Raw genomic sequence first — 25,386 nt, 5'->3', positions numbered from 1 at the left:
CGCCAAACCGTAGTTGCGTGAAAAACCAACTCATGACGCACCGCCTTCGAAGTCGATGCTGAACAGGAAGGTCTGCCCCTCACGCTTGCAGCAGCTATAGGGACGCCACAACGACCAGGCGTAGCCGCCGTCCGCGCTCTGGACCGGATCGCTAGGGAAGATGGCGCATGTTGGCTGAACCAAGGGGGAGAGCAATTGCCATTTGTGGGTCGAAGCGTTGTTTTCAACGATTGGGCCTGGCGGCCAATAACCATCGCGTGGTACGGGTGTGAGCGGGACATACACGTGCGGTTGCCAGTTGCGGGTAATGACATCACCCGCTCGCTGCGCCATCACCGCAGCGGCTTTGAAGTCGTCGGGTTGCACCAAAAATCCTTGCCGGGGATAGACGTTGCCCCACATGTTTCCCGCAAGCTGACGACCGATTTCACGGATCCCCGGCACAAGCGATTCTGGGTAAAGGCTTTCCGGGATGCCATGGCGCCAGGCCAGTGAGTCCAAAGTGCTCAGGTAGTAGGGCAAGAATGCCGTGGCGCCGCTGACGCATGCGTAACCAGATTGCGAGGCCAGGTGCGTGGCGGCCCATCCACCCGGGTGACCGATGCCATCAACGTTTTTGAAACGAGGCAGGTTATCGCGCTGGGTGTTCGGCGTGATCAGGTTACCGCCTCCTTCCGCACCACTGATAGGGGAGGATAGGGCGGCCATCTCGGTCCAAGGATTGGCTCCGGTGGTGGCATAGCTCGAGACCACCAGCTCAGGAATGAAGTGACGAACCTTGGTTGAGGTTTTAACCGTGCAGCCGAAGGGGGTGCAGAGCAACCAAAAGCAGATGCCGACGACTCTGTACTCGAGGCAGTCTGGAGAAAGTACAGAGGCGGTAATGTTGCCGGTATCCAACGCTACGCTTGACCCGGATGCCAGCAGAATGCTCAGCACCAACGGATGTAATTTCTGGGGCGAAATGTGCGGGCGGGCAGCAGACATGATCCAGGCTCTGGGTGTATGGCCTGGACAGGTTCAATAATCGAGAGAGGGGTGTCAGTGAGAAAGCCGAACGCAGGATTGTCGGTTTATAACGATCTTCTAGATCAGCAGATGGTCATTCAGCGCTCAGTGTACGAGCAAGCACGTCAGACTCAATGAGCAGCTGATCCGTTTTGATCTCGAAAATGTTGGCGAGTTTGCATAGGACCAATAACGACGGATTGCCTACCCCCCGTTCGATTTGACTCACATAGGTACGATCCACCTCGGCCATGAGCGCCAATTGCTCCTGGGTAAGGTTCTTCACACGCCGCATCGAGCGGATGTTTTCCGCCAGTTGCAGACGAAGCTGTTCGTAGTCTTGAGTCATGCGCGCAAACTGCGCCTTGAGGGACTCTCAATCCACGGGATATAGTCTACATTGGCTCTGATTCGGGCTTTTTTGATGCTTAAGCCGAGTGTCAATTCTGTTTCTATGCTGCTTAGAACAGACCGAGCATTTATAAATAATCGAAAGCTAAGGTGTCTATGGACGAAAATTACGTTTCAATTCCGGCGGCGGACGGCTGCCCGAGTCTTCTGACGCCGTGGGGCAGCGAATTTGCGCCTATGATCGAACGTGGCGTGCAATGCGCCCAGGCCTGGCTTAATACACCTGGTGACGTACCGCTGTGGTGGGAACTGGCGCAGGCACGTAAGACTTGTCCGGCAGGAGAATCTCAGGATGCTTTCGAAGCAGGATTTTTATTGAGAATTCAGCAACGGCTTCAAGGCGTTTCACCGTAGCCGTGCGGCTCCAACCCTGACGATATGGCCTACACGGGAAAATTTACTGGAAGGTATGGTTCCAGGCTCCATTCCTCTAGAATGGAGATCTGACAGAAGTGGCGTTGGTCTGTGATAAACAGATTTACGTAGCTAGGATTCTGATAAGTGCAGATTCTGCACGCTCTGAGAACGTGGAGCGCGATATGAAAGCCGACCAAGTGTTGAGTGACGATCTGGTGAGCCGACTGGAGGGTAAAATACCAGCTATGGCTGAAGGTGCGATCAATACGGCCTATATCAACGCGCTGGCGGCCGGACGCAGCGTGATGGAGGTCATGGACGGCAAGCTCGTTGAGACGACTGCCGACGGTAAGCACAAGGTTATTCGAGTGGCCAAGCCCAAGCATAAAGTGACCTTGGGCGGGATTATCAAGGTGCACCGCTGCTCATGACCGTCCCTCGGCTGAGGGTATTTGCCGGCCCTAATGGTTCCGGTAAAAGCACAATGAAAAGTGCCGTCCCTTCCCACCTGATCGGGATCTACATCAACCCGGATGAAATCGAAAGGGCTGCCAAAGAGGGCGGACGCCTGGAGTTCAGCGATTTTCAACTGGAAATCGAAGGTGACGAGGTTCTCGGCTTTATCAAGGCGCACCGACTGATTCGGTCGACCCAGCTCGTTGAGGAGGCATCCAAAATAGGCTTCAGCAATAACGGCCTGAATTTCCAGTCCGTCGCGATGAACTCCTATTTTGCTTCCGTGCTCTCTGATTTCATGCGGCACAAGCTCCTTGAAGCCCAGTTGTCTTTCACCTTCGAAACGGTGATGTCTAGCGAGGACAAAGTCGCTTTTATGCTTAAGGCAAAAGCGTCGGGATATCGAACCTACCTCTACTTTGTCGCCACTGAAGATCCTGACATCAATATCAACAGGGTCAAGAACCGTGTTGCGGCAGGTGGGCACCCAGTCCCCACGGAAAAAATTGTGCAGCGCTACGGTCGTTGCCTGAACCTATTGCCAGCAGCCATCGCAGCCTCGAACCGGGCTTATATCTTTGACAACTCCGGCGCTGATCTGGTGTTGCTCGCTGAAGTAACGGACGGGACTGACCTTGAATTCAGGGCTGATGAGATCCCTGACTGGTTCATGCAAGCCTACGTGGAGAAGGTGTTCAAGGATTTGCTGCCGGGTTGATCGAAACCTAGGATCAGCTCCGTTTCACTTAATTCCTCGCGCTCTATCGATCCGTTCCGCTACCCGATACGCCGCTTCCAGCTCCGAGCAGCCGTTCTCCTGCATGAGTGTCCAGCGCTCGGCTTTCTCCTCGGGCTCCGTCATGGCCAGGGCGAGATAAAGACTAGGCGGCACGGCCCGAAACAGCGTTTCGAGCTTCTTCGACAGCACGACACCTTCGGTGTATTTACCCGGCTCCTTACTGGCGGAGAGCAGCAAGGCTTTCTGTGCCGGCGTGAGTTTCTTGAACCGTGCGATCTCTTCGATTTCCGCGGGCGGCATGTTCAAACAAATCCACCATTCGATCATGTTGAGCATGGTCTGCGCAGCCGTGGGGAAGTCGGCAAGGTTTTGCGTCGCCAGCCAGAACCAAGCGCCGAGCTTGCGCCACATCTTGGTGCCCTTGACCACGAATGGCGCCAGCAGCGGGTTCTTGGTGATGATATGGCCCTCGTCGGTGACCATGATGATCGGGCGGCCTAGGTACTGGTCGCGCTCGGCAAGGTTGTTCACGGTGTTCATCAGGCTGATGTAGCTGATGGACATCTGTGCCTCGTAACCTTCGCGCGCGTAAGTGGCCAGATCGACAATGGTCACATCGCTCTCGGGCCAAGGCGTGCCCTCGCGATCGAACAGTTCACCCTCGAAACCCTGACAAAACAGGTCGATGGACTCGCCCATTTCCTGGGCTCGCTCGCGACGCTTCTCTGGCAAATGCGGGTCGGCGGCGACGCGCAGCAACGCGTCACGCACGTCGCGGGTCAGCACCTGACGGTCCGTCGTGACGCACGTCTGCGCCGCGTCGAGAATGCACTCGCGGATCAAACTGCGATCGGCTCGACTGAGGCGCGCCTCTTCCTTGGCCTCGCCGCCGGTGATCATCAGCCGGGCGGTGATTTCCAGTTCGCCGAGCACATCGCGCTGGTCTTCGCGACTGGTTACCGCCTCATCGTCCAGCTCATCGATCGACAGACTCGCCACCTGATCCGGCTGCTCGACCAGGCGCCAAGAATCAGCGAACGGGGCGAGGCTGACCGCGGCACCAGGTTTCAATTGGACCTTGTTGACCGACAGGCCCTGTGTCGCGCAGTAGTCGCCCTGCAAGCCGAATGAGTTGCCAGCCTCGACGATAAACAGGCGAGGACGGTACACCGCCATGACCTGCATCAGTAAGGTGACCAGGGTCGCCGATTTGCCGGCGCCGGTGGGGCCAAACAACAACAGATGACCATTCATGGCCCGGTCTAGACGTGACAACGGATCAAAACTCAACGGCGAGCCACCACGATTGAACAGGGTGATACCGGGGTGGCCGGTGCCCGTGCTGCGGCCCCAGACCGGAACAAGGTTCGCCAGGTGCTGGGCAAACATCAAACGCGTGTACCAGTTGCGCGTGTCGCGGGCCGGGTTGTAAGCCATCGGTAACCAACGCAGGTAGCTGTTGCAGGCGGCGACTTCATCGCCTTCGTGTACCGGTTGCAGGCCCGCACCCAGCAGCGCGTTGGCCAGGCTGACCGAGTATTGGTGCAATTGCTGCTTATCGTGACCGCGCACGTAGAACGCCAGGGTGCCGCGGTACAGCTTGTGCTGGCGACCGACGATCGCACGAGCCTCTTCAACATCTTGGCGGGTTTGGGTCGAGGCCAGGTTTTCACCGATGGCTTTGCGCGCCAGGCGGTTCAACTGATCCTCGAGCACGTCCTGCGGCTTGACCACCAGGGTCAGGCTCATCACCGTGCCTTCGGGTAACTGGTCGAACAGGGCATTCACTGCGTCGCCCTTACGGGTTTCGCCTGTGAGTTGACCAATCAAGGGAGCCCGGCGCAGTTTGTCCACCACCATCACGCGGTGGGGCTGATCGTCGAAAAACCAGACCCCGTGCTGCACATCCGAACGCGGTTCGTTGAAGAATAGCCGTTCGGCAAAGTCATGATCGAAGGGCAGTTCCAGCGACTCGCCATCACCTGACTCCGGATAGGCCACGCGGCGATAGAACGCCTCGGGTGCTTCATTGGTGAGCCTGGGCGCCGGATTGAACCAGGGCAATAACCAGGCATACAAGCCTCGCCCATCGACTCGCGTCGATTGCACACCGCATGCCTGCAACGAAGCCGCAATACGTTCGCAAGCCTGATGCAGGGATTGCACCGGGTTGAGTCCTGTCTCCTCAGCGTCAGACTCAAGCCAGCGATAGACCACTAGGCGCACCCGGCGGTTATTGCCGCGCCAGGGCAGGCGCGTCACCACCTTATCCTCAAACAGACCACCGGGCTTGGCGATGGCCTTCAGATGACGGCGGCTGAGCTCTAAATACGCCTCGGTGAAGACCGTGGCTCGCGCGCTGTCCTGGATATAATCGGTGAGCCGGGTCAGGTAGGGGGTGAAGTCGTTATCGTCCTGGCAGAAAAACTGCGCCACCCAAGGCGCTTGATCCAGCTCGTCAAAGCTGTCCTGCAGGGCATCCTCAAGGGCATCGCGGGCCGCCATTAACCAATCGGGTTCGCGCCCTTCAGTGCCGATGGGCAGCAACTCGAACACCGCCCCCACCGAGCGATTGTCATCCAGTAGAAAACACTGCTCGGTGTCCAGGTATTCGACCCAAGGCAGATGATCGGTGAAGCTAGGGTTGTGTGCATACAGTGCAGCTTCATCGGCCAAGGTGGCGCGCAGGCGCAATGGGTGGCGCCAGGCTTTCCACGCAGAAGTGCGGCTGCCCGAATCGCCGGTACGCACTACAAGTCTTCCTGACGTTCACCCGGCAATGCGTACTGCACCCGTTGGTAGAACGGAAAGACGGTCGAGTAACCCGGGACCGGTGCCTGCTCGGTACCACTCAAATGCGGATACACGTACAGCACCAGATCGGGATTGGGCAAGCGAGGGAACAGGTTGCGGATCTCGTTCGCCGCTGTGCGCGTGTACGGCTCCTGGAGAGCAACGGAGAAATCTGCCTGGGCCAGCGGGCGGCGTAACTGCTGCCGAGCATCCAGCAGTTGCTGCTGAGTGCCTTGCGACCCGGCGCCGTTCCAGATGTCCAGCATGGTTTGCTCGCCATGGGGCAGCAGCGTGTCCTTGTCGGTGGAACACCCCGCCAGAACCCAGCAGAACACGCTAATCCAGGTCAGGCAGAGAGGCATGGTCTTTTTCATGGCGAACGCTCCGGCCCTTGGGCTCGTAATCGATGGTGATCTCATGGTCGAGGTGCAGGGCGACCTGTGCTGCAGGTGGCACGTACACGGCAGCAAAGGCTTCGCCATACAGTTTGTTGACCCACTCGCGGATATCGCTGACCCCACCACTGAGAATTGAATTCAGTGCGCTATTGCCACTGCTACTGGTGACCCCGAGCGTATTGCCGCCCGAACTGATCACGCTGCTGTTGTTCTGCTCATCCCCGAGCAGAGCGGTGACACCGGCGCCGGCGGCAGTGATCAGGCTCTGGCTGCCGAGGTACTGCTGAGCGTTCGAGCGGCGCTCGCCGGCGATACACGGGATGCCATACGGATCGGACAGGTAGCCGAGTCCGCCACGGATCTTGTCGGTGTTCGAACTCTGAGTGGTGGAGGCAGTGCGGCTGGCGACCGCCTTCGGCTGAGGCACCGTGCGGATGGTGCCATCGATAAACACAAAGGTGATTGACTCGACCTGTCCGCGCACGCACGACAGGGTCCAGTCACCGGACGCCGTGCCGCTCATTACGGCGCCCGCGACGTCCGGCAGGTCGATGCCGTTGGCCGTCAGGTTCTCGGGGCCGACCAGCACTTTGAAGGGATAGGGGTCATTCACTGTGCCGTCCACCGGGACTCGGCCGATCAGCGCAGTCATGGCGACCGAGCCCATTAGCGTGGCGTTTTCGGGAATGGTGTAGATCGGCTTCGCGCCTTCGGTACGGTCAGCGGATCCTGTCAGGTCACGTTCACCCTGGGTGACTACACGTAGCTGTTTCTGGCTGCGATCAATGGCGTTATCGTTCAAGCCCTCCAGTGGGTTGAAAGCGGTCGGCAGACTCAGTGCGGAGGAGGTCTTGGTTTTGCCTCGGGCGTCGGTGGACGGAGCATCCGAGGGTTCAATCCACTGCAGCGCATCATTGGCAGAGTGCTGCCCTTCAAACTGAGCACCGTCGCCGGGCTCAAGCCCCAATCCGATCGGCATGTCCTTGCCTTTGCCGGTCAGTCCCGACAACTGGTCCTGTAATTGCGTCAGCAAACCACGGGCCTGGCGACTGTCTTGTTCAGCCTTGAGTCTTGCTTCGTTGGCTTGACGGCGGCCTTCGTCGACCTGCTGGGTTACGCTGCCAAGCGCCGTCTGGATACGCGAATCGACACTGTTTTCCCGCTCGCGTAGGCGGTTGTTTTCCGTCTGCAGTGAGTCATTGTGTTTCTTCAAACCGAGCATATCGTTGCGCATGGCCTTCACCTGGCCGATCAGGGTAGCGACCGTGTCGCGTGGGGTATCGCCAGCAATGCCGAGCGACTTGGCTTGCTCGGCGGATAAACGAATATTGCCCTGATCAACTGGGTGCTCTGGAGAGGGCGTGCTGCCACCCGCGACCCAGCTTTTCAGGATGATCAACACCACGGCCAGCAGCGCAGCCGGTACCAGCCATTTGAGCAAGGCGTTAGCTTTCATCGTCAGCACCTCGCGCAATGGGCGGGAGTAGCACGGCTTGTTCAAGGCCGCCACCGCGGGTGACAAGGTAGGCAATCGTGGTGTCTTCAGCGTTGCCGACAGGTCCGAGGAAAGCGTGCTGGAAGGTCGCGGCGAATAGCTTGGCCTGAAGCCGACGCGGATCGAGTTGCACCGTTTCTGGACCACGATTGCGCAACTTCACCGCCGTCACCCAGTAATCACCGAGTCGCCAGGCAGCGATGGGCGTGCTGGACACGTTTTCGGTGGGCAGCAGAGTCGACAGTTCGGTGCGAAGTTTCAGCGGGGTGCGGCGTACACCGGGCAGAGACTCCACATTGCGCAGCGGCGCGTACAGGTACTGTGCGGCGTAGCGCGTCAAGGCGACTGGGATCGGCGTACGATCTGGAACAAGGGCGGTGCTAGATTCCGTCTCGGTAGCCTGCACCGGAGCATTCTTGAGAATGCGCACGGGCTCCAGCGGTAGATCACCAGGCGAAGCCGCGATATCCAGTAGGATGATCTCGCCCGTCGCGACCGATTGCAGTTGCAGTCGAGTCGGGGCAATGGCTTCCGACGCGCGCAGGTACAGCGTGCCACCGGTGGATTGCACGCGCAGCTTGCCCGTTAGAGTTGAGGGCACGCCGACTCGAACATCCTCATCGATAAAGACCACTCGCTCCTGATTGATCACCAGCGGGACCGCGAGGGGTAGGCGTTCCCAGTGCATCAGCTCGACGGCCTGCGCTGCAGCTCCCCATAGCATCAGTGCGACGGTGAGTCCCAGGGTAGAAATCCGCTTCATGGCTCAACTCCAGGCAGGGAGATTTTTTGCGGAGTGCCCTGATAACAATCCAGTGCCAGCCCCCACTTATTGCGTTCGGGGTCCAGATCAAAACGCACCACGCGTAATGGATAACGCACCACCACCCGTTTCACCGGTTCGGCGGCGTAATACTCATCGGCGTTGAGGTCGAGCTTGACCAGCCAGCTATCGCGATCGAGTTGCTTGACCCTGAGTTCCGGATCTTCGCTATAGCCTCGGCCCAGAATTTCGTAGACCCCACGCACCCGCTGGCGCAGTTCGCCGGCGGCCTTGCGGTACTCGTAGTCGCCATCGAGGAAGGCCTTGCAGGAGGGTGTCAGGTAAGACTGCAAGCCATAGATGGCGCGGCGATAGTCCTGCTCGCCATCCGAGGGCCAGCGGTTGAGCTGACCAAAGATGTACAGGGCAAAGGCATAGACATTCTCCGAGGGGATATCCCACCACTTGCGCGTGCTGCCCGAGCGCAGATCCGGGGGTACATGCACGGTCAGATCGGTCGGTGCTGAGCGCCAGCCGTACCAGAGCCCGGCACAGACCAGGGCAAGGATCACTACCGCCAGACGCAGGCTGAAGATATGGGCTTGTTGGGCGTCCACCTTGTTCCGAAAACGACTCATGGTTGCCACCGGGACAGGGCAGGGCGCAGTCGACGCGAACGGCGAACCGTCCAGGCGCCGGAGTGGAGAATCAAACTGCCGCGTCCCAGGCGCCAACGGCTGGCGAGTATCCATTCGAGCTTGCGGTACAACCAGGTCTCGGGGCGAGCCCGTTTGGCCCGCCGCAGCAGCGAACCACCGGCCAATAACACCACCGCCATACTTGCGATCATGCTGGTCGGCGCCACGGCAATGGAGGCAGTGGCAATCGCCAGCGGTACACCCAGGACCAGGCCGATGAGTGCGCCAGCACCGAGCGCTACCCACATCTCATCATTGGTCAAGCCGCGTAACACGGCGGGATCACGATTGAGTCGCTCCGGCAGAAAGACCAAGGTGCCGTCGGCAAGACGTTCGATAGCGTCGTTCATGCCAACCTCACAAGATCGCCGCGGCCTTGGTCAGGAACCAGATGATGATCACCACCAGAAGGGCGCCGATGCCAACCACCGCGCCGAGGTCTTTCCAGGTCTTGCGCTGGTTCTGCACGTCGGCATACACGGTCAGGGAATGCCACGCCACACCCAAGAAAGCGAGCAGGGCGATCAGCAAGCCCAGCAGGATACCGCCGTCGTAGGCGTAGTTTTTGATCGTCTCGATCAACCCGGAACCTTCACCACGTGAAGGCGCTTCCATGGTCGGGAGTTCGGCAAAAGCCAGGCTTGGACCGAGTACCAACAGCAGACCGATCAGGCGCTGACTGGCACGATCTCGCAGGTTGTTTTTCAGGGGGACAAGGCACTTGAGCATGACGGCGATCTCCTGGGTTAGGACAGGGTGAAGAACATCAGGACCAACAATGCGAGCAGCACGCGCGCGGCGCTGCCGCCAAACGCGCCGAAGCGCACACTGCCTGTCGCCCATCCCCGGTAAGCCGTCCACAACACCCAGGCGCACCAAAGCAATGCCAGAACGAGAACCAGGGATAGCCAGAGCGTCGAGCTGCTCTGCGGGGAGAAACCGGAGGCGTTTTGGAACGCTGAGGTTTGGGCGTCAGTCATGCTCATGGCGAGGACTCCGCAGCGGAGTGTCGAGGCGGTAATCGCCGACCAATTCAGTGGGGTCGCGGGGTTGAGCACGAGAGGGGGACAGGTAGCCCTGCACGCCCTGGCGAATGCGTTGGATGTCCTGAGACAGGCGGGGATAGTCGAAGCGGTAGCGCTCTTTAGGTTGAGCGTTGCTGGATATCTCGGCTTGAGTGGCTAAGCGTTCGATAGTGTCGAGCTGCTGCTGGATCAGGCTGAGCTGATCTTGTTCATGGGCGGAGGCGGCATAGCTAATGCCATGGACCACAGCCAGCGAGAGTAGTAAGCAGCGAGGTACGGTAGTTGGCATGATGCTGGCTCATATGGATCTGGGAGCAGAATCAAGTCAGGGGTCGAATTATTCAGTATTAAACGCGAGGTGGAATGTATCGCTTTTTTGGGGGCGAGCCGAATAGGTTTACTCACACATGCATCAGCAATCGATTCGGCGAAAAAGACAGCTCAGACAGCTCTCCTAGCCCAATAATAATGTGTTGTTCATGCGGCAATGAGTGGATTAGCTCATGCTTGAGGCAGCATGGGTGACGAAGAGCTAATCATCGCTTAGCATTGGAATGTTCATTCCTCATTACTCTAAACTGAAGGAAGTTTCATATGTCTCGTTTGGCTGAATTTCGTAAACTTGAGCAGCAGCTGGCCGAACAGCTCGCAGAGCTTGAGTCGATGAAAAGTGATTCCGGCCTGAAAAAAGAAATGGAATTTGAGAGTAAGTTGCGGGCGTTGCTTGGCGAGTATGGCTTCAGCTTGAAGAACATCATTAGCATCCTGGATCTAGAGGCTGGCCGTCGTACCTCGGCACCAATAGCAGCACCTGTAAAGGCAGCCCGTAAAGCTCGCGATGTAAAAATTTACAAAAATCCGAACTCTGGTGAGCTGATCGAAACCAAGGGAGGTAACCATCGGCAGTTGAAAGAATGGAAAATCGAGTTTGGCGCGGACGTTGTCGAGTCGTGGCGTACTCAGTAAGAACGGTTTGACTACTAGGGCTCTGCAAGGGCCCTTTTTTGTTGGCGATGCTGAGTCCCGAAAGCGAATTTTGGTCCCGCTTCTACACTAATCTTGAGGCATAAAGGGAAAATATAATTTTTCCGAGTCAGAGATATTTCTTAAATGTAGTTGCCGTGATTTCTACTGTGATGCCAAGCATTACAGCACAAGGCAAAAATACGACCATAGGATTGAGCGAAAAGGGTAGGGACAGGTAAATGATCCAAGGCACGATCAGCAGTGGCATCACTGCCTGTTTAGCTCGGTGATAAACAAAACTGCTTTCTCGCCCCGCGCCAAATTTGCGCAGGTCGCGGCGCATCAAGCCATCGACAAATCCGGTGAGCGTGGCCAGCAGAAACAATGGTGTGGCCAGGACCAGAATGGTTAGGCGCACCACGAAGGTAAAGGTCACATACACCGCCGCCAGCACGAAATCCTCAATGCTCACGTAGAGCTGATTGGTCCAACTCCAGAAACTGATGCCCTGGCTCGATACCCGCGCCTGCTGGGCAAAGTCCGCAAAGCCTGTCTTGACCAACAACCACTGATTGAGAAAGTCCAGCCATTGGACAATCGTTGCCCCAGGCTGTTGGATGAGCAGTGAAGATTTGAAGTGCTCGCTGAGCCAGCCCAATTCACTGGTTAGCATGGCCTGACTATGCTGCCAGCCCTGATCACCCCAGAACAGGATCAAACCAGCGAACTCGATCAGGATCGAGAACAGCAACGAGGTGATCAGCAAACCGATTACGCGCAGTACCAGGCTGATCGTCGAGATGATCAGTCCTGGACGCTGGATCGGTTGTGGCGGCATGTTCTGGGCTGAAGTCGCCATTGTTCACTCCATTGCGCGCTGCAAAGTTATGTCGTCACAACGCCTTCTGGATCGTTTTCTGCTGAATCGAAACCTGTGGCAGGGGCGGGCTACCCCACCTGATCCAGATCGAAGTTTGTTGTTGGGCCGCCACCACTGGCGCTCCACCATTGCCCCGCCTGCGCGTTGTAGGTGGCCCGCATTCGCTGGGTGAGCTCCTGCAGGTCCTTAGGCATGGCATCGTCGTTGGAGGGTTTTGGCAACGGCATGCGGACTTTCCAGAGCTGCCCACCGGCCTGGAAGGAGAACATTTGCCCTTTGGGCAAACTGACGATATGAGCAGGCTCGATCAGCGGCACACTGGTGCTGCTGACACGGTCCTGTGAGGACGAGGTGAAGTCCGTGTTGGCCTCAGGATCGGAGGTGTCGGTGGCACCCGACACCAGGGTCTTGGTCAGCACGTTAACCTTGGGCAACTGCTGGGTGAGTAGTTCAGCGGTCGCGGTTTCGCGCACCCGCAGCATCTGCAGGGTGTTGAAGTTGCCGATCACCTGGCCGGCCTTGGCGCGGTTACCGATTCGCGCTTCGATATCACTGAGGGTCTGGGTGTAGGCCGTCACCTGGATGCCGGCGCCCCCACCCTTGTTGATTAGCGGAATGAACTCATCGCCCATCAACTCGTTGAACTCATCGGCGTGCAGGTTGATCGGCAATTTGTCACTGTTGTTGCCCGATTGGGGCAGGCCATGGTCGATGCCGTGTTTGTAGATGTGTCCCGCGACCGAGACTAAGTCGGCGAACATGGAGTTGCCCACAGCGGCGGCCACCTCGGCGTCGGTCAGCGCATCCAGACCGACGTAGACGATGCCGCGTTTTCGGATGATCTGCATCCAGTCGAAGATCGGCCGCGGGTCATCTAGGTCGGTGTAGTTTGGGGCCAGCAGTTGGGCGGTCTTACCGGTGGTGAGTTTCTCCAGCAGCGGCAGTAGTGAGGCAACGATTTTGTCGAAGTAAGTACGGTCGTAGCGTACCGCCGAACGCAGCCCGTCCAGTACCGGATCAAATACCCGCTTCACCGCCAGGTACTGCTCGATGGCCACCACACGCTTTTCGCGCCCGATCATATGCCGAGGAATGTTCTTCTCGGTGAGCTTGCCTTCAAGCTGGACGATCACTTCCCACGCCTTCGGGTCGGTCTTGGCGAAAAACTGCTGGGCGTATTCGATGAACAGTGCGTCGATGTTGACCACATGTCGCTGTATCTGTAGGTAGTCCGGGCGTCGACCCAGCTCGATCAGGGCGCGGGCGATGATGTTGACGAAACGCCAGGCGAACTCGCGGAAGGCCGCCGAGTTACCTTCGCCACTGAGCTGCCCTGCGATGCGTGACGCCACCTCCGAGATACGACCGAAACGTCCCACGGCGTTGTAGCGGGCCGATATTTCTGGCCAGCCTAGATGGAAAACATAAAACTCCTTATCTCGACCGGCGCGTTTGGCTTCGACATACATGCGCTTGAGCAGGTCGGCATCGCCCTTCGGATCGAAGACGATGACCACCTCATGTTCGATGCGATGAATGTCCTGGGTGATGTACACCTCGGCGAGGCGCGTCTTGCCGACACGGGTAGTGCCCAGCACCAGGGTGTGTCCGACCCGTTCGCCCAGTGGCAGACTGATTTCCGTTTCATCGGGCTCGACCCCATGCAACAGTGGCGAGCCACCTACTGGAGGTAAAGGCCGCAACGGATTGAAGGAACTGTCCCATGCCGTGACACGGGCCAGTATCGAGAGTGGAAACGGTGCATGCTCCAGGCGCCGTTCGAGTCCGCGGGCCAGGCGGTAGCGGGTCGGTTGGTCGACATAGTGGGCGACCGCCGGATCCTGGGCCTCGACCAAGCGCTGGGTGTGCAGGCGGCTCCAGCGAAATCCTCGGCCCATGAACAGACGCTTGCGGCTGACCGGAATCTGCCGACTGGTCAGTTCGTAGCGGGGCAGCCGGCGGATATTGCGCCGATAGCGCAGCACCTCCCAGGCTTGTCGCATTCGGATAAGGCCGAATAGGGCATAGGCCAGCGCTGCAACCAGCCCGATCTCGGGTGACAGGGCCACAGCCCAGGGCGAGTACACGCACAACACCGCGGCGGTGATGCAGATCGCTACGGTGTACAGCTCCACCGCTGGCCGGAGCTTGGACTCCATTGCATGCTCGGCCATGACCTGGACTCACTGTTCCAGTGAGGTGGCGGTGATCAAGACGGGGTAGTGCTCGATCTGCAGGCGAGTGGCGATGTCGTTACCGTTGACCGGCAGGATGGTGATGCCGGGAGCCGCTGCTCGAATTCGGGCCAACGCTTCGGTGTCGGCCACTTCGACGGCGAGGCCGGCCGCGCCCATTTCCTGCAGTTCAGCCGCACGTTGACTCAACCAAACCAGAGATTGGGGATTTTCACCGACCAAGAAAAATGGCCGCAAGCCAGGCATGTTGAGGGCACGAGGCGTGATTTGGCCGGGGCTCAACTGAGAACTACTGATTGGCAGTATCCAGGCTTCCTCGGCAAACGTGGACAGGTCCGTATGCACGGCCCTGTCAGCCTGAACTTTGTTATTTATGGGCAGGCCCGTGGCTTGGAAATAGGGTTGGGTGACGTCGCCAGCCGGATCCCTGAATACGGTTGGTTTCGCCTGGGCGACAGGTGCCAAGAACAGGATGAAATAACAGGTAAGGAATATTCGCGTCATGGCGGTGTGCCCTGTTTGAAGGAAATCAGCAACCGTTCGAGTTGCCGGGAAAAGCCGGCGCGGTAACGCGCGGCCGGCGTTCCGCCTGCCGGGCGGTGATAGCGTCCGGCAGCTGACACCCAATCACCGGTGGCGGCGTGATGCTCCTGCAACAGCGCGGCGGTCACGGCGAGATTTCGGTAGGGATCAAGGGCTTCGCAGGGAGTGGAATAACGTTGTCCGTGGTAACCCAGGTTGATTTGGCCGAGTCCGGCGTCGACCTGCTTGGCGTCATGTCGGGCGAGGGCCTGAAGCAACGCGTGACAGGCGGCCGGGCGAGTGGCGAAGCGGTAGGGTGTTCCGGCGATGTTCAGGGTCCACGGCCAGGGCAGCAGTCGACCACGAACGCGGATACCGCTCTCCTGCAGGGCAATCGCGAACAGCACCGTCGAGGGGATGTCGGCGTTATGCGCCGCTAGTTGGTAGGCTGGGGGCGGAAGCTCCTCGGCCTGAGCCGCCAGCATGGCCAACATCAGCGCAATACCACTCAGTTGAGGCGTTGCCATTGTCCACTCACCTGTTGAAATGTGGCAGGCAATGGCTCCGGGGCACCCAGGCTGAACCAGCGACCACGGTCATGGTTCAGGGTGATCTGCTGGCGTTGAACCTTTGCCGGATCGATGTCTGCTTGCCGAGCCCAGCTACGGACGCGTTCATCCTCGCCTTGGCTGCCCACCAGGTAGATATCGAACGCCGTGTCGCTTTCTTGCAGACGCTGTGCTTCGGCGGTGCACGCTGGGCAGTGGTCCTCCACAAACAGGGCCTGGCGCGGCACGACCGCTGAGCTGGCAGGGGACGGGGATGCCATGCCCTGGATCGGCAGCAGCCCGGGAAACAGCTTGGCCCAGGCCACCGTGTAAGCGTTTTGGTAGGCCAACTCGCGCTCGGCGCGTTTGGCTTCCAGCGCTACCTGCAATTCGGCATAGCGCTGGCGCTCTTGGTCGGTCTGGGCCTCGACCCCGAGTGCGGTCAACGGATCGAGGTTTGGGCTCCAGAAACCTCGCGGGCCGGCTTGGATCTGTTCGAAGCGCGTCCACTCCTGCTCCGTCAGTCCCCAGCTCGCCGCCTGTTCAGAGTGAGAGCGCCCCAGGGGAGCGACCTGCGTGTCCTGGTTCCGTGACTGTGTCGTGACGGGGGGGCTCATCGCAGCTCCCATGGTTAGTAGCGAAACGAGACTGACGACGGCGGGCAGTAGCGCTTTGTTCATGATCGCTTCTCAAGGGAGTTGCACGGTTTGGTCTGGCTGAGCGACCACCGCGAAGATGGCTGAGTTCGGTTCCAGCACTTTCAGGTGCCAGGCTCCGAGTTGCTCGCCGTTATGCAGCAGCCGAACATCTCTAAGAGAGCGACTGTCAGGAGGTGCGACCGCCAGAAAGCGCTCACCCCCTCGGGACTCGACACCCAACACTGAGAACGGTGGTGAAAGCGGGGCGGGCTTGGGGCGAACGGTTTTTTTCGGTTTGGTCACGGAAGACGTCGGCGGTGGGGGTGATGGCTGATTCTTGAGCTCCAGGAGCTGTTGCTCGACCTGCTCAAGGTGTGCGCGTAGCACTGTCAGGTCTGCCACGGTGGCGCTGGCTGCCAGACCATCGCGCAGCTCCTGAATCTCTTGTGCCCATTGATCCAACATCGGATCGAGGGTATTGACCTGTTGCTCACCGGAGTCGACCATCTGTTTCAGGTCTTTCAGCGCGTACTGCAGTTTTTCCTGGGCATCCTTGAGGGCGCTTGAGTCACGTTGCAAGCTGTCCAGGGTTTGTCGGTATTGCGTGTCAGTGCTCTGCAGTTCGGCTATGCGCTGATACTGGTTATATAAACCACCGCTCAACCCGGCGACCGCCAGGCAAAGTAAGCCGACAATGAGGGTTTGAAACGTCGAGGCTTTCATGGCCGCGCCTCCGGCTGATGGGACGAGCCTGGTGTGACCCGCACGATGTCGTCATCAGCTTTCTGCTGTTCGAAGCAGACCGAACGGCTGACTTCATCGGTCGTGAGTTGCCAGGCGGGGCCAGCCAACACTTGTAGCGCGTTGCGCAAAGAGATCGGGCCCAGCCGGTAATGGGCTGCCGGCATAGGCCGGGTAAACAGCACCTTCACCGACGCAGGAACTGGGCAAAGCGCATAACCAGAGCGCAGCAGTACGTAGTGCAATGCATCCTGCACCGAGGGGTTCAGGCTGGACGGGATGTTCACTTCAATGATTTGAGCGAGAAGATCGCGTTGCTCCGTGGTGGGCTCGGTGCTGACCAGCGTATAGCGGCCATAGCGGAGTTCTGGCGGATGATTTTCTTCGGCTGTATCTCTCGAGAACTGGGCCCGATTGGAGCCGCTGTAGATCGCTGGATGGGTCGGCAATGGGTTGGGGAGTTGTGCGCTGCAGGCGCTCAACAACCCCAGCAGGCAGACAGGCGTGAAAAAACGCTCCATGGAAGAAACCTCATGTCAGATTCAGTCCAGAACCTGACATGAGGAGCAGGAGCGATTCAGTGAGAAAGTCGATTCAAGGTGGGTCGTGTTAACGCGCACGTTGCTATTCATCAAAAATGGCGAGCCCATCCAAAACGGCAGCGTCGGGGTCGAAGATCAACAAGCGCACATCCGCCAAGGCCGCCAGATACAGTACGTTGACCAAGGCTTCCGGTGTGCCGGCGTCGAGTTGCTCTTGCCTCAGCGATGAGTAAGGACGGCCCTCGATCTTCACCAGGTTAACGTCGGTCCAGGGTGTGCCGATCAGTTTGCAACCGATGCCGCAGCAATCCGGCAACGCGAAAGGTTCGAACAAAAGACCGGTTTGCCTCGGAGCGGAGTGACTGACCCACCCTTCCAGATAGTACATCGCTTCTTCAGGAAGGTGTGCGGTACTGATCTCCCAGGCTCGACTGTAGTGTCCCGTTTCGAAGCGCAAGCGATGGACCATGGCTTGGGCTTCTTCCAGGGAGTACAGATCGCCGACGTGATGCTGCTCGTTGAACATCTCGCCCATCACGGCGTAGATCACTTGGCGCACCAGTCCGGTGGACTGGCAGCGTTCATCCAACTCTTCAGGAATGGATTGACCTTCGCTGATCAAGGCGAAATCGTCATTGAACAGGCAGGGGAACAGTTGCAGTTCATCGTCGGACAGATGGGCTTGTGAGTCGTGCACGGGTCGAAAGCAGGGCGGGCAGTCGTTTTCGTAGGTGATCAGTAGCAGCCGTTCGATATGCAGGTTGTCGTAACCGCGAGCAAATGGATTTGGGGCCACCAGTAGGGCTGGGGCCTGGTGTGTGAGGTTCATGAGGGCTCTCCAGAATGAAAATGAACAAGGCGCCCGAAGACGCCTGTGAGGGTTAAAGCCAGCCATGTTCGGCAAGGGAGAGAGGACGACCTTCACCCACGATGAAGTGATCCAGTACACGCACTTCGATCAAGGCCAAGGCCTCCTTCAGCCGTGCAGTCAAGACGCGATCCGCCTGGCTGGGTTCCGTACACCCTGAGGGGTGGTTGTGAACAAAAATGGTGGCTGCAGCGTTATGCACGAGGGAACGCTTAACGACTTGGCGGGGATAAACGCTGGCGCCATCAATGCTGCCGTGAAAGAGGACTTCGAATGCCAGCACCCGGTGCCTGGCATCGAGAAAGATCACACCGAAGACTTCATGCTCTTGCTGCACAAGATGCAGTTTTAGGTATGAGGCCACAGCGTCAGGCGACGTCAGGTTCGGGCCGCGGGTGAACAGCCGACGATCCAGAATATGCAGTGCTTCGTCGATCACCTGGTTTTCTTGGACGATACGATCAGCCTCGAAATCCGAAGTATCGACCAGTGTGAGTTGGGTGCTCATGGTGGTACCTCCGAAGGGAAAAATCAGGGGTACACGCCCGAGGGGAGTGTGTCCCCGGGGTGGGTATAGAGTCGTGGGTGTTAGCCGATTGCGCGGTGTTTACAACCGAGTAAATCGGTGGCGTTGACCGTGTAGGGGCGAACCACAGCCGTCGCAGGGCAACGGGGAAAAGGCTTTTATTCCCCAGCCGGCGTTGGGATCGAAGTCGGCACTGATGGGCATTAAGCGAACCAGTCCACGATGGAGACCGGCAATGCGTTTCTCGATCTCATCCTTCGTGTAGTAGAGCGATAACGTGCTGTAGTCCTCGTAAGCCACAGCAATCAGGCAGTCGTCGCAAAGCCAGAAGGATTCCATGTTGACTCTCCTGTGCTGATTGAAGGAAAGGCGCTCGATTGAGCGCCTTGATGTAAAACATCGTGGATTGTTCAGGCGGACTGAACAGTACGCGTGGCGGCACGGCGGGCCGTGCGGTGAGTGGGTGGAGATTCAGGTTCGACCTGAACCTCTGTTGGGGTTGCGGTTTCCTCGGCGTCGACATCAGCCGACGTTGGAGAGGGTTCATTGATCGGCGCTTGCTCAGCAGGTGCTGTTGCTTCCTGCCTGGCGGGCGCTTTGTACGCGAACATGCCGTTGACCTTGATCCAGTCGATGAACAGCAAACGACCTTTCAGGCTGGCGCCCGGTTGGCCTTGTTTATCGCCTTTCTCGTAGAGAAACGGATCGATCCACAGATCGCCGATACGGAACGACAGCAAGACCTTTTTCTCGGCGTTGACGGCGTCCATATAGAGACGAATCAAACGTTCAGCTTCGCCCCCAGCGACTTTGCAGTCGAAGCGGGTGTACTCCACCGCATCAGTGGCGCCGTGCAGGGCTGCGATATCGCAGGCCATGAACGGCTGGCCGCGGCGGACTTGGACTTCACGAACACGGTTGAGGTAGCCGATACCGACGGTGTGCAGGTTGAAGTAAGTGGTCGCTTCTTGGGAGTGGTTGGCGTGGGCCATGGTAGTTCTCCTGTTTCAAGGGAAAACGGCGACGCACAATCCCTTACGGGGAAGTGAGCCCCCGTCAGGGTGGGTTAGGTGAAGGCAAGCGATGAACGACTCGCCGCCGGCAAGCCGATGACGATCAAAACAATGCATCTGGGGAATAGCGGTACAGCAGAGGAACGTCTGCGGTGGTGATCCGCAGGCATGGGGTAGTGGGCATTCATCACCGCTGAAGCGGTAACCGCGCGAGCTTCCGAACGCTGATCGCACTTGGGTAAACCACCACGAACGTGGCGTAGCCTTGAAGGTTCAAGCTACCTGGGCTGGGCTGTCAACGACAGCGAACCACGCCCTTTGTATAAGCCTGTCACAGGGGAGCGTCAAGACGCTGCAACCCGATTTTTTATGGCCGGAATACGGTGGCGGTCACTGGAATGAGAAAAAGAAGAGCTGGCCTGGTGGGTCACCAGGCGAGGAATAGAAAAGCCACCTTTGACGGTCATACGCAGTCGAAAAGCTCCTCGCAAAGCTTGGTTTAACTGCGCCTTGATTCGTCAACCGACCCTTGTCGTGGCCTGGGTCGGAATATGCTGGCACGCATCCGCGCACAAAGGGTGCCCAGTGTTTCCCCGGCGGGCCCCGGGGTTGAATACGATCGCCGAGGCGGATGACCAGTGTTGCCTTGTAGAGGCAACACTGGTCATCCGCCACCACGATCAGGTCGAGCATAAAGCGGGAATGAAATCCCGCAGAGGAGAAGGCTCCGAACTCTAAGAGTCCGACCGAACTGCCCGGAGCGAATCGGTCTTGGGTCGCCGTTGGCGATGATCCTGAGGCACTACAGCAGAGAGGGCGGGACGACGTCAAGGCAGAGTGCGCCGCCTCAAAGACCCCGGTATCGGATGCGAGCGCATGAACTCACTTGTTGGCGAGATGAGCGGCTAATTGTTTGACGGTTGCCAAGATAAAGGCACGGTCGCTTTCTTTCAGTCCACTCAGCAGACCCGCGATCATCTGGCCCTGGTCATTGGGGCGATTACTCGATTCCGTCAGCAATTCATCCATCCGGCAGTCGAAAATATCCGCCAGTTGCATCAGCTTGACCACGGAAAGCTCCACCACACCTCGCTCTAGACGCGATACAGCTTCGCTGCCGATCCCCAAGCGTTCAGCCACCTCTTCCTGAGTCAGATTACGCTCGCTGCGGTGCTTCGCGATCATGCGCCCGATTTGGGCTTGGGTTGGATGTTTATGTGCCAAGTGATGAGTTCTCCAGTTCAACCCGAATGGTTGAGCAAAGACCCGTTGACATGAACATCCTTAACGGTTGAGTATCGACTTAAAAGGTTGTTATATTGGTTGAAATCGCTGTGTAATGCGACGTGGCGTCTATTCCTCCAGGAATCAGAGTCCGAGGTGGTTAGTGAGAATGAACGGTCTGATAGGGCCAAGCTGAGGAACGGTTGAGCATGGAAGAGAAGAGCAAGAACGTCATGGATCAGATCTGGGATCGGACACTGGAGCTGTTCATCAAGATCCATGATTGCCCGGATAACCCCGAACACTTCGACAGCCTTGTCCATTGGCTCAACGAAGATTCTGCACACCTGCAAGCCTTCAACGAATTGGGGCAGATATGGATGGCAGCAGGCATTGCTTTGGCCCGTGAAATTGGACAACCCTTAATCGACTTAGAGAGGGATCAGTCGCCGTTGATGATGCACTGAACACTACATTGACCCCAATGCTCATGTTTTTCTCTATTGGCGCATCATGGGCGACGCGTATCTTTTCTGATCGGGGCAGTGCCCTTGCAGTCCGGGTAGTGGGAGCATGACCAGAACGGCCCTGATTTCCCCTTTCGCTTGAGCATTGAGGCGTTGCAAATGGGGCAGGCCAGCCTAGCTTCGATAGGCATGGCTAAAGTCAGTGAACCGCAGTGTGCGACCAACTGCGCAATCCATGTTGCCTGTTTGGCGACGAATGCATCCAGGGTCAGACGTCCCGCTTCGATTTCGTCCAGAGCCTGTTCCCAGACTGCTGTCATACCCGGATCTGCAACCGCTGTTGGTACCGCTTCGATCAGGGTATGGGCCGCCGCCGAGGCCATTAAGGCGCGTTTTTTCTTCAGCAAATAACCGCGATCAATCAACCCTTTGATGATGCTGGCTCGCGTGGCTTCGGTACCGATACCGGTGGTGTCCCGAAGTTTCTGTTTCAGGCGTGGGTCGTTGACCTGCTTGGCCACATTTTTCATCGCCTTGATCAGATCGCCCTCAGTGAGAGGTTTGGGGGCGGTGGTGCGCATGGACTTGAGTTCGACGTCGTCCACTGCGCACTGAGTACCTTGTCGCAATACGGGTAAGACTGGGGACTTGTGATTGGGCTCATCCTCCTCGGTGTTTTCGTAGAGCAAGCTTTTCCAACCCTGAACCAGGATCTGTTTGCCAACAGCGGTCAATCGCTCTGCGCCGCACTCCAGTTCGACGTGGGTCCGATCAAACTCATGGTGCGGAAGAAATTGCGCGAGATAGTGGCTACGGATCAGTTCGTAGACTTGGCGCTCTTGTTCAGACATCCGCACAAGGTTGGCCGACTCGGTGGTGGGGATGATGCCGTGGTGCGCGGTGACCTTGGCATCGTTCCATGCTCGTGACCGCAATGATCGATCGAGGTTTCCGAGTGCGTGCCGCAGTGCGGGATCCGTTTTGAGCAGGGCATCAAATACCGCAGGTACCTCGTCGAACATACTTGCTGGCAAATAGCGGCAATCGCTGCGCGGGTAGGTGGTGGCTTTGTGGGTTTCATACAGGGCTTGGGCGATGTTCAGGGTTTCCTGAACGCCGAGCCCCAGCTTGCGCGAGCAGATTTCCTGCAGGGTACTCAGGTCGAAGGGCAGGGGCGGCGCTTCGCGAAAATGCTCAGTCTGCAATGAGAGTACCGTGGCGGCGCAACCGTCAATGATTGTTTGGATTGCCTGACGTGCAATCTCCTGCTGAAGGCAACGACCGGCTTCATCTCGTCCTGAGCTGGGTGGTAACCACGATGCGATAAATGGTTTCCCCATAGAAGACAGGTACACATCCACTTCCCAGTAGGGCACCGAGACAAAGCTGGCAATCGCACGATCCCGATCAACCACCAGACGTAAGGTGGGTGTCTGGACACGTCCCACTGACAACACGCCATCGTAGCCCGTTCGTCGACCAAGAAGGGTAAACAAACGACTGAGGTTCATGCCGATCAGCCAGTCGGCGCGGCTGCGGGCGAGGGCGGAGTGGTAGAGCGGGCAGGTCTCTTGACCAGACTTCAGCGCGGACAGTGCCCTGCGAATTGACGCCTCGTTGAGTGCGGACAGCCAGAGGCGCTGAACAGGACCTCGATACTTGCAGTGCTCCAGCAATTCGCGGGCAATCATTTCACCTTCGCGATCGGCGTCGGTGGCGATGACGACGGTGGCCGCTTCACTGAGCAGGCGCTTGATGATTTTGAACTGTACCGCAGTCTTGGGTTTGACCTCGACCTGCCACTGCGCGGGGATGATCGGTAGATGATCCAGCGACCAATTCTTGTACTGAATGCCATAGGCTTCAGGCGGAGCCGTCTCCAGCAGATGGCCGATACACCAGGTGACAGTTGTCTCTGTGCCGATCAAGCAACCATCACCACGCCGAGTGGCTCCGAGAACCTTGGCGATGTCACGACCTTGGGAAGGTTTCTCGCAGAGGAAGAGGCGCATAAAACTGCTCCAGATTGAGTTCGGAGCAGCGTTGTTGGAAACAGCAGGTGAGGAATATGAGAAACCTGAATCGAAGGATCCTCATATTAGTCAGTCAGGGCCGCCAGGTATGGGACGAGGTTGTACCCCCATCGCATCCCGACGACAGTGTGCATATTCACGAGCAGAGAGTAAAAATGGCTCAGCAACTTCACGCAAAGGCGCAATTTTTATGCCTGAAGGATGTCAGTCCGCCGGTGGCTGACCTCTGCGCTTTCTGGGGTTGGACGCAGGTGAACGTGCTTGCTCTGTATTTTGCCCGACGTGTGTCGCTGATGCCGCCGGCTCACTGGAGCGTTCCCGCATGACCACGCTGTGCACCCGGTGAGGCAGGATGCCGACTCGACGGGCCTCGATCTTGAAGGTCACCCGTGCATTGTCTTCGCTGTCCTCCCACTCGTCGCGCACCGTACGACCTTCGACCAGCACACGCATACCTTTCTGGTACAGCGTGCTCCAGTGTTCAGCCTCGCGGTGCCAGAGCTCAACCGGCGCCCAATAGCCGCCTCGATCTTCATAGCTGCCCTCGCGTGGTACGGGGTTGTCGAAGTACACATTCAGCCGCAGTAAACGCCGTGGCTCGTCATTGCCTGAGGCAAACTCCTGGAATTCTGGCGCACTGCCGATGTTGCCTTCGCCGACGAAAAAAGTACTCATCGTGATACCTCCACTGCGGTTGTGAACTGGCGCAGCAGCCGTTCGGCGCTGTCCATTTTGATCGCGCAGGTTGTGGCCTGGCGGTAAAGCGAATGCACCACGCTCATCTGCAGGTTCAGTGCAATGCGCTCGCATTCGAAACGGTACAGTCCCTCGCGTACAGCCTGCGGTAGGTTTTGGTTGCGGACCTGGCGTTCCCAGACGGCAACTCCCATACGCGCAAAGTCACGGGTGCGCCAACGCAAAAAGGTGCTGCCCGCGCTGGTGTTCTGCAGCACCAATCGAATGTCCAGCAGCGAGTAGGGGGGCTGTCCGGCGTGCTGCACCACAGCCTCCATCAGGTGACATAGCTGCGCCTCGATTTCCCTCGCCACCTGCGCCAGGTGCTCCAACTCCCCCTTACCCTTAAAGGGCTTTAAAAGGCCTTTTAGGGAGGCTGCGTGTTCGAGTTGTCGATAGGCATCCGGTGTCAACGCTTCGAAGAGCATTGTTTGCGCCGAGATTATGGGATTCATACTTCGTCCTCCGGCTCATCCACTGTCGCAGATGGCCCTCCCGCGTCCTCTGCCAACGCGTCAGCGTCATCCACTGCCACAGCGCCACGACGAATGATCGGGGGCGCGAACTGGGAGCGCCGATGACCCTCAAGAATGTCCATGGGCGGCATACCCAATTTATCGACGGCTGCTAGGGCGCGAGCGTTGTTCGCCGCCATGTCATCGCGTGTGACCCCAGCATGCCGATAGCGCTGCGCTTGGCCGAACAGGCTGCGCAGCAGATGGGCGCCGTCGTCTATCCATGCCTCCATGTCGATACGGCCGATCAGGGCGGTGTGATGGGCCAATAGAGTCCGGCGCACTAGGGTGTCGTAGTCGGTCAGTAGGTAGACCGCCAGAAAACCCAGCTGGCTGCCGATGTATAACGGCAAGGTGACGGGGTGGATGTTGAGGTTGTCACCCATGCCGATCTGTGTCGGTAGGTCCTGCCTGATCCGATCCAGCTGTTGGGTCAGTTCCAGCATCCCAGCCTTGGCCTGCATCAGTTTTTCTTCGAGTTGCACCATGGCCCAGTCGGCATAGGGATCGTCCTGGGCCGCGGTTTGTTTGATCAGGTTGGTGACACTGATGTAGCCGGCCATGCCCATGATCGAGTGGACGCCTTCGCGTGCGGTTCGACCTTGCCAGATACGGGCGGCGTGGTGAGTGTGCAGGGTCAGGGTGATGCTGCTGCGCAATGAACCCAGATTGAGTTGATAGTGATCGGCCACGGTGGTGTCCTCGCATCGGCTTGGACGGGAACGTTGCGACAGATGAGGGTCAAGGACAGCCAAAAAGCTGAATGCGGTCTGTTCGGTTTGGTTTAAGAGGGCTAACTATGGAGACGTCAGTGGGAAGGGTGTCCCGGC

32 protein-coding genes are annotated in these 25,386 nt (G+C 58.2%); 5 read left to right on the top strand and 27 right to left on the bottom strand.

What is annotated here, in order from left to right; translation table 11 throughout:
• Window positions 1-30: 30 nt before the first annotated feature.
• A complete protein-coding gene (locus HNR03_RS01895) occupies window positions 31-987 on the bottom strand; it encodes a TIGR03756 family integrating conjugative element protein (protein WP_259150393.1) in 957 nt (318 codons plus the stop codon).
• A 115-nt stretch (window positions 988-1,102) separates the two neighbouring features.
• Window positions 1,103-1,357 carry a helix-turn-helix domain-containing protein gene (locus HNR03_RS01890; RefSeq protein ID WP_047703579.1) on the bottom strand — a complete coding sequence of 85 codons (255 nt, stop codon included), beginning with the start codon at window positions 1,355-1,357 and terminating at the stop codon, window positions 1,103-1,105.
• Between the two features lie 158 nt (window positions 1,358-1,515).
• Here HNR03_RS01890 and HNR03_RS01885 point away from each other — a divergent pair, with 158 nt between their 5' ends.
• The 3 genes from HNR03_RS01885 (at window position 1,516) to HNR03_RS01875 (ending at window position 2,950) form a co-directional block, all read left to right on the top strand.
• Window positions 1,516-1,773: a LasR-specific antiactivator QslA gene (locus HNR03_RS01885; protein ID WP_082339956.1), complete on the top strand. Its 258-nt coding sequence runs from the start codon at window positions 1,516-1,518 to the stop codon at window positions 1,771-1,773.
• A gap of 185 nt (window positions 1,774-1,958) precedes the next feature.
• Complete coding sequence (locus HNR03_RS01880) at window positions 1,959-2,207, top strand: hypothetical protein (RefSeq protein ID WP_017529804.1); 249 nt, start codon at window positions 1,959-1,961, stop codon at window positions 2,205-2,207.
• The gene (locus HNR03_RS01875) at window positions 2,204-2,950 is read left to right on the top strand and encodes a zeta toxin family protein (RefSeq protein WP_259150384.1); all 747 of its coding nucleotides are present in this window, start codon (window positions 2,204-2,206) and stop codon (window positions 2,948-2,950) included. The genes HNR03_RS01880 and HNR03_RS01875 overlap by 4 nt, the downstream gene beginning before the upstream one ends.
• Window positions 2,951-2,974: 24 nt before the next feature.
• Here the strand turns inward: HNR03_RS01875 and HNR03_RS01870 are convergent, their stop codons facing one another.
• The 9 genes from HNR03_RS01870 to HNR03_RS01830 are packed head-to-tail and all read right to left on the bottom strand — an operon-like array spanning window position 2,975 to window position 10,432.
• Window positions 2,975-5,722, bottom strand: a complete 2,748-nt coding sequence (locus tag HNR03_RS01870) for a conjugative transfer ATPase (RefSeq protein WP_259150383.1) — start codon at window positions 5,720-5,722, stop codon at window positions 2,975-2,977.
• Window positions 5,722-6,138 (bottom strand): TIGR03751 family conjugal transfer lipoprotein, encoded by a 417-nt coding sequence (locus HNR03_RS01865; protein WP_259150382.1) that lies wholly within the window; start codon window positions 6,136-6,138, stop codon window positions 5,722-5,724. Before HNR03_RS01865 ends, HNR03_RS01870 begins: the two co-directional genes overlap by 1 nt.
• Window positions 6,101-7,618, bottom strand: coding sequence for a TIGR03752 family integrating conjugative element protein (locus tag HNR03_RS01860; protein ID WP_259150381.1), 1,518 nt, complete (start codon window positions 7,616-7,618; stop codon window positions 6,101-6,103). The genes HNR03_RS01865 and HNR03_RS01860 overlap by 38 nt, the downstream gene beginning before the upstream one ends.
• Window positions 7,608-8,420: a TIGR03749 family integrating conjugative element protein gene (locus HNR03_RS01855; protein WP_259150380.1), complete on the bottom strand. Its 813-nt coding sequence runs from the start codon at window positions 8,418-8,420 to the stop codon at window positions 7,608-7,610. The genes HNR03_RS01860 and HNR03_RS01855 overlap by 11 nt, the downstream gene beginning before the upstream one ends.
• Window positions 8,417-9,058, bottom strand: a complete 642-nt coding sequence (locus HNR03_RS01850; protein ID WP_259150379.1) for a PFL_4703 family integrating conjugative element protein — start codon at window positions 9,056-9,058, stop codon at window positions 8,417-8,419. Before HNR03_RS01850 ends, HNR03_RS01855 begins: the two co-directional genes overlap by 4 nt.
• A complete protein-coding gene (locus HNR03_RS01845) occupies window positions 9,055-9,468 on the bottom strand; it encodes a TIGR03750 family conjugal transfer protein (protein WP_259150378.1) in 414 nt (137 codons plus the stop codon). Before HNR03_RS01845 ends, HNR03_RS01850 begins: the two co-directional genes overlap by 4 nt.
• Window positions 9,469-9,475: 7 nt before the next feature.
• Window positions 9,476-9,847, bottom strand: a complete 372-nt coding sequence (locus tag HNR03_RS01840) for a TIGR03745 family integrating conjugative element membrane protein (protein WP_003174125.1) — start codon at window positions 9,845-9,847, stop codon at window positions 9,476-9,478.
• 17 nt (window positions 9,848-9,864) lie between these two features.
• Window positions 9,865-10,104, bottom strand: a complete 240-nt coding sequence (locus HNR03_RS01835; protein WP_259150373.1) for a TIGR03758 family integrating conjugative element protein — start codon at window positions 10,102-10,104, stop codon at window positions 9,865-9,867.
• Window positions 10,091-10,432, bottom strand: coding sequence for an RAQPRD family integrative conjugative element protein (locus HNR03_RS01830; RefSeq protein WP_259150372.1), 342 nt, complete (start codon window positions 10,430-10,432; stop codon window positions 10,091-10,093). The genes HNR03_RS01835 and HNR03_RS01830 overlap by 14 nt, the downstream gene beginning before the upstream one ends.
• Before the next feature lie 305 nt (window positions 10,433-10,737).
• Between HNR03_RS01830 and HNR03_RS01825 the strand changes: the two genes are divergently transcribed.
• Complete coding sequence (locus HNR03_RS01825; protein ID WP_259150371.1) at window positions 10,738-11,109, top strand: histone-like nucleoid-structuring protein, MvaT/MvaU family; 372 nt, start codon at window positions 10,738-10,740, stop codon at window positions 11,107-11,109.
• Between the two features lie 127 nt (window positions 11,110-11,236).
• Here HNR03_RS01825 and HNR03_RS01820 read toward each other — a convergent pair whose 3' ends face one another.
• The 12 genes from HNR03_RS01820 to HNR03_RS01765 form a co-directional block, all read right to left on the bottom strand.
• Window positions 11,237-11,968, bottom strand: a complete 732-nt coding sequence (locus tag HNR03_RS01820; protein ID WP_259150370.1) for a TIGR03747 family integrating conjugative element membrane protein — start codon at window positions 11,966-11,968, stop codon at window positions 11,237-11,239.
• Window positions 11,969-12,057: 89 nt separating this feature from the next.
• A complete protein-coding gene (traD, locus tag HNR03_RS01815) occupies window positions 12,058-14,163 on the bottom strand; it encodes a type IV conjugative transfer system coupling protein TraD (RefSeq protein WP_259150369.1) in 2,106 nt (701 codons plus the stop codon).
• A 9-nt stretch (window positions 14,164-14,172) separates the two neighbouring features.
• Window positions 14,173-14,688, bottom strand: coding sequence for an integrating conjugative element protein (locus HNR03_RS01810; protein ID WP_259150368.1), 516 nt, complete (start codon window positions 14,686-14,688; stop codon window positions 14,173-14,175).
• Window positions 14,685-15,233, bottom strand: a complete 549-nt coding sequence (locus HNR03_RS01805) for a lytic transglycosylase (protein ID WP_259150366.1) — start codon at window positions 15,231-15,233, stop codon at window positions 14,685-14,687. Before HNR03_RS01805 ends, HNR03_RS01810 begins: the two co-directional genes overlap by 4 nt.
• Entirely contained in the window at window positions 15,215-15,934 is a 720-nt protein-coding gene (locus HNR03_RS01800) for a TIGR03759 family integrating conjugative element protein (protein ID WP_259150365.1), read from the bottom strand. Before HNR03_RS01800 ends, HNR03_RS01805 begins: the two co-directional genes overlap by 19 nt.
• Before the next feature lie 9 nt (window positions 15,935-15,943).
• On the bottom strand, window positions 15,944-16,615 hold the full coding sequence (locus tag HNR03_RS01795; protein ID WP_259150364.1) for a chemotaxis protein: 672 nt from the start codon (window positions 16,613-16,615) through the stop codon (window positions 15,944-15,946).
• The gene (locus tag HNR03_RS01790) at window positions 16,612-17,154 is read right to left on the bottom strand and encodes a PilL N-terminal domain-containing protein (protein WP_259150363.1); all 543 of its coding nucleotides are present in this window, start codon (window positions 17,152-17,154) and stop codon (window positions 16,612-16,614) included. Before HNR03_RS01790 ends, HNR03_RS01795 begins: the two co-directional genes overlap by 4 nt.
• 103 nt (window positions 17,155-17,257) lie before the next feature.
• Entirely contained in the window at window positions 17,258-18,004 is a 747-nt protein-coding gene (locus tag HNR03_RS01785; protein ID WP_259150361.1) for an ABC transporter substrate-binding protein, read from the bottom strand.
• Window positions 18,005-18,056: 52 nt separating this feature from the next.
• On the bottom strand, window positions 18,057-18,551 hold the full coding sequence (radC, locus tag HNR03_RS01780; RefSeq protein ID WP_259150360.1) for a DNA repair protein RadC: 495 nt from the start codon (window positions 18,549-18,551) through the stop codon (window positions 18,057-18,059).
• Between the two features lie 99 nt (window positions 18,552-18,650).
• Window positions 18,651-18,908, bottom strand: coding sequence for a hypothetical protein (locus HNR03_RS01775; RefSeq protein WP_073637624.1), 258 nt, complete (start codon window positions 18,906-18,908; stop codon window positions 18,651-18,653).
• Window positions 18,909-18,979: 71 nt separating this feature from the next.
• Entirely contained in the window at window positions 18,980-19,561 is a 582-nt protein-coding gene (locus tag HNR03_RS01770; RefSeq protein WP_259150357.1) for an STY4534 family ICE replication protein, read from the bottom strand.
• Between the two features lie 903 nt (window positions 19,562-20,464).
• Window positions 20,465-20,806 (bottom strand): helix-turn-helix domain-containing protein, encoded by a 342-nt coding sequence (locus HNR03_RS01765; protein WP_259150356.1) that lies wholly within the window; start codon window positions 20,804-20,806, stop codon window positions 20,465-20,467.
• Window positions 20,807-21,015: 209 nt separating this feature from the next.
• Between HNR03_RS01765 and HNR03_RS01760 the strand changes: the two genes are divergently transcribed.
• The gene (locus tag HNR03_RS01760) at window positions 21,016-21,273 is read left to right on the top strand and encodes a hypothetical protein (protein ID WP_259150354.1); all 258 of its coding nucleotides are present in this window, start codon (window positions 21,016-21,018) and stop codon (window positions 21,271-21,273) included.
• A gap of 44 nt (window positions 21,274-21,317) precedes the next feature.
• On the opposite strand, the gene HNR03_RS01755 is transcribed toward HNR03_RS01760, so the two are convergent.
• The 4 genes from HNR03_RS01755 to HNR03_RS01740 form a co-directional block, all read right to left on the bottom strand.
• Window positions 21,318-23,285, bottom strand: a complete 1,968-nt coding sequence (locus HNR03_RS01755; RefSeq protein WP_259150352.1) for a DNA topoisomerase III — start codon at window positions 23,283-23,285, stop codon at window positions 21,318-21,320.
• A 225-nt stretch (window positions 23,286-23,510) separates the two neighbouring features.
• Window positions 23,511-23,981 (bottom strand): single-stranded DNA-binding protein, encoded by a 471-nt coding sequence (locus HNR03_RS01750; protein ID WP_259150351.1) that lies wholly within the window; start codon window positions 23,979-23,981, stop codon window positions 23,511-23,513.
• Window positions 23,978-24,496, bottom strand: coding sequence for a DUF3158 family protein (locus HNR03_RS01745; protein WP_259150350.1), 519 nt, complete (start codon window positions 24,494-24,496; stop codon window positions 23,978-23,980). The genes HNR03_RS01750 and HNR03_RS01745 overlap by 4 nt, the downstream gene beginning before the upstream one ends.
• Window positions 24,493-25,248, bottom strand: a complete 756-nt coding sequence (locus HNR03_RS01740) for a PFL_4669 family integrating conjugative element protein (protein WP_259150349.1) — start codon at window positions 25,246-25,248, stop codon at window positions 24,493-24,495. Before HNR03_RS01740 ends, HNR03_RS01745 begins: the two co-directional genes overlap by 4 nt.
• Window positions 25,249-25,386: the final 138 nt, after the last annotated feature.

The sequence above is a fragment of the Pseudomonas sp. JAI111 genome (assembly GCF_024809425.1).
Lineage (GTDB): Bacteria > Pseudomonadota > Gammaproteobacteria > Pseudomonadales > Pseudomonadaceae > Aquipseudomonas.
Note: the sequence above shows the minus strand (reverse complement) of the source record. Positions and strands in the feature narration are given on the sequence as shown.

What these genes read in the sequence shown, in the direction of transcription:
- radC (WP_259150360.1), bottom strand. Translation starts at nt 18,551, where the DNA reads ATGAGCACCCAACTCACACTGGTCGATACTTCGGATTTCGAGGCTGAT.
- HNR03_RS01810 (WP_259150368.1), bottom strand. Translation starts at nt 14,688, where the DNA reads ATGACGCGAATATTCCTTACCTGTTATTTCATCCTGTTCTTGGCACCT.
- HNR03_RS01855 (WP_259150380.1), bottom strand. Translation starts at nt 8,420, where the DNA reads ATGAAGCGGATTTCTACCCTGGGACTCACCGTCGCACTGATGCTATGG.
- HNR03_RS01865 (WP_259150382.1), bottom strand. Translation starts at nt 6,138, where the DNA reads ATGAAAAAGACCATGCCTCTCTGCCTGACCTGGATTAGCGTGTTCTGC.
- HNR03_RS01785 (WP_259150361.1), bottom strand. Translation starts at nt 18,004, where the DNA reads ATGAACCTCACACACCAGGCCCCAGCCCTACTGGTGGCCCCAAATCCA.
- HNR03_RS01890 (WP_047703579.1), bottom strand. Translation starts at nt 1,357, where the DNA reads ATGACTCAAGACTACGAACAGCTTCGTCTGCAACTGGCGGAAAACATC.
- HNR03_RS01795 (WP_259150364.1), bottom strand. Translation starts at nt 16,615, where the DNA reads ATGAAAGCCTCGACGTTTCAAACCCTCATTGTCGGCTTACTTTGCCTG.
- HNR03_RS01750 (WP_259150351.1), bottom strand. Translation starts at nt 23,981, where the DNA reads ATGAGTACTTTTTTCGTCGGCGAAGGCAACATCGGCAGTGCGCCAGAA.
- HNR03_RS01835 (WP_259150373.1), bottom strand. Translation starts at nt 10,104, where the DNA reads ATGAGCATGACTGACGCCCAAACCTCAGCGTTCCAAAACGCCTCCGGT.
- HNR03_RS01790 (WP_259150363.1), bottom strand. Translation starts at nt 17,154, where the DNA reads ATGGAGCGTTTTTTCACGCCTGTCTGCCTGCTGGGGTTGTTGAGCGCC.
- HNR03_RS01825 (WP_259150371.1), top strand. Translation starts at nt 10,738, where the DNA reads ATGTCTCGTTTGGCTGAATTTCGTAAACTTGAGCAGCAGCTGGCCGAA.
- HNR03_RS01880 (WP_017529804.1), top strand. Translation starts at nt 1,959, where the DNA reads ATGAAAGCCGACCAAGTGTTGAGTGACGATCTGGTGAGCCGACTGGAG.
- HNR03_RS01860 (WP_259150381.1), bottom strand. Translation starts at nt 7,618, where the DNA reads ATGAAAGCTAACGCCTTGCTCAAATGGCTGGTACCGGCTGCGCTGCTG.
- HNR03_RS01775 (WP_073637624.1), bottom strand. Translation starts at nt 18,908, where the DNA reads ATGGAATCCTTCTGGCTTTGCGACGACTGCCTGATTGCTGTGGCTTAC.
- HNR03_RS01745 (WP_259150350.1), bottom strand. Translation starts at nt 24,496, where the DNA reads ATGAATCCCATAATCTCGGCGCAAACAATGCTCTTCGAAGCGTTGACA.
- HNR03_RS01805 (WP_259150366.1), bottom strand. Translation starts at nt 15,233, where the DNA reads ATGGCAACGCCTCAACTGAGTGGTATTGCGCTGATGTTGGCCATGCTG.
- HNR03_RS01770 (WP_259150357.1), bottom strand. Translation starts at nt 19,561, where the DNA reads ATGGCCCACGCCAACCACTCCCAAGAAGCGACCACTTACTTCAACCTG.
- HNR03_RS01800 (WP_259150365.1), bottom strand. Translation starts at nt 15,934, where the DNA reads ATGAACAAAGCGCTACTGCCCGCCGTCGTCAGTCTCGTTTCGCTACTA.
- HNR03_RS01845 (WP_259150378.1), bottom strand. Translation starts at nt 9,468, where the DNA reads ATGAACGACGCTATCGAACGTCTTGCCGACGGCACCTTGGTCTTTCTG.
- HNR03_RS01760 (WP_259150354.1), top strand. Translation starts at nt 21,016, where the DNA reads ATGGAAGAGAAGAGCAAGAACGTCATGGATCAGATCTGGGATCGGACA.
- HNR03_RS01820 (WP_259150370.1), bottom strand. Translation starts at nt 11,968, where the DNA reads ATGGCGACTTCAGCCCAGAACATGCCGCCACAACCGATCCAGCGTCCA.
- HNR03_RS01875 (WP_259150384.1), top strand. Translation starts at nt 2,204, where the DNA reads ATGACCGTCCCTCGGCTGAGGGTATTTGCCGGCCCTAATGGTTCCGGT.
- HNR03_RS01885 (WP_082339956.1), top strand. Translation starts at nt 1,516, where the DNA reads ATGGACGAAAATTACGTTTCAATTCCGGCGGCGGACGGCTGCCCGAGT.
- HNR03_RS01850 (WP_259150379.1), bottom strand. Translation starts at nt 9,058, where the DNA reads ATGAGTCGTTTTCGGAACAAGGTGGACGCCCAACAAGCCCATATCTTC.
- HNR03_RS01895 (WP_259150393.1), bottom strand. Translation starts at nt 987, where the DNA reads ATGTCTGCTGCCCGCCCGCACATTTCGCCCCAGAAATTACATCCGTTG.
- HNR03_RS01830 (WP_259150372.1), bottom strand. Translation starts at nt 10,432, where the DNA reads ATGCCAACTACCGTACCTCGCTGCTTACTACTCTCGCTGGCTGTGGTC.
- traD (WP_259150369.1), bottom strand. Translation starts at nt 14,163, where the DNA reads ATGGCCGAGCATGCAATGGAGTCCAAGCTCCGGCCAGCGGTGGAGCTG.
- HNR03_RS01755 (WP_259150352.1), bottom strand. Translation starts at nt 23,285, where the DNA reads ATGCGCCTCTTCCTCTGCGAGAAACCTTCCCAAGGTCGTGACATCGCC.
- HNR03_RS01840 (WP_003174125.1), bottom strand. Translation starts at nt 9,847, where the DNA reads ATGCTCAAGTGCCTTGTCCCCCTGAAAAACAACCTGCGAGATCGTGCC.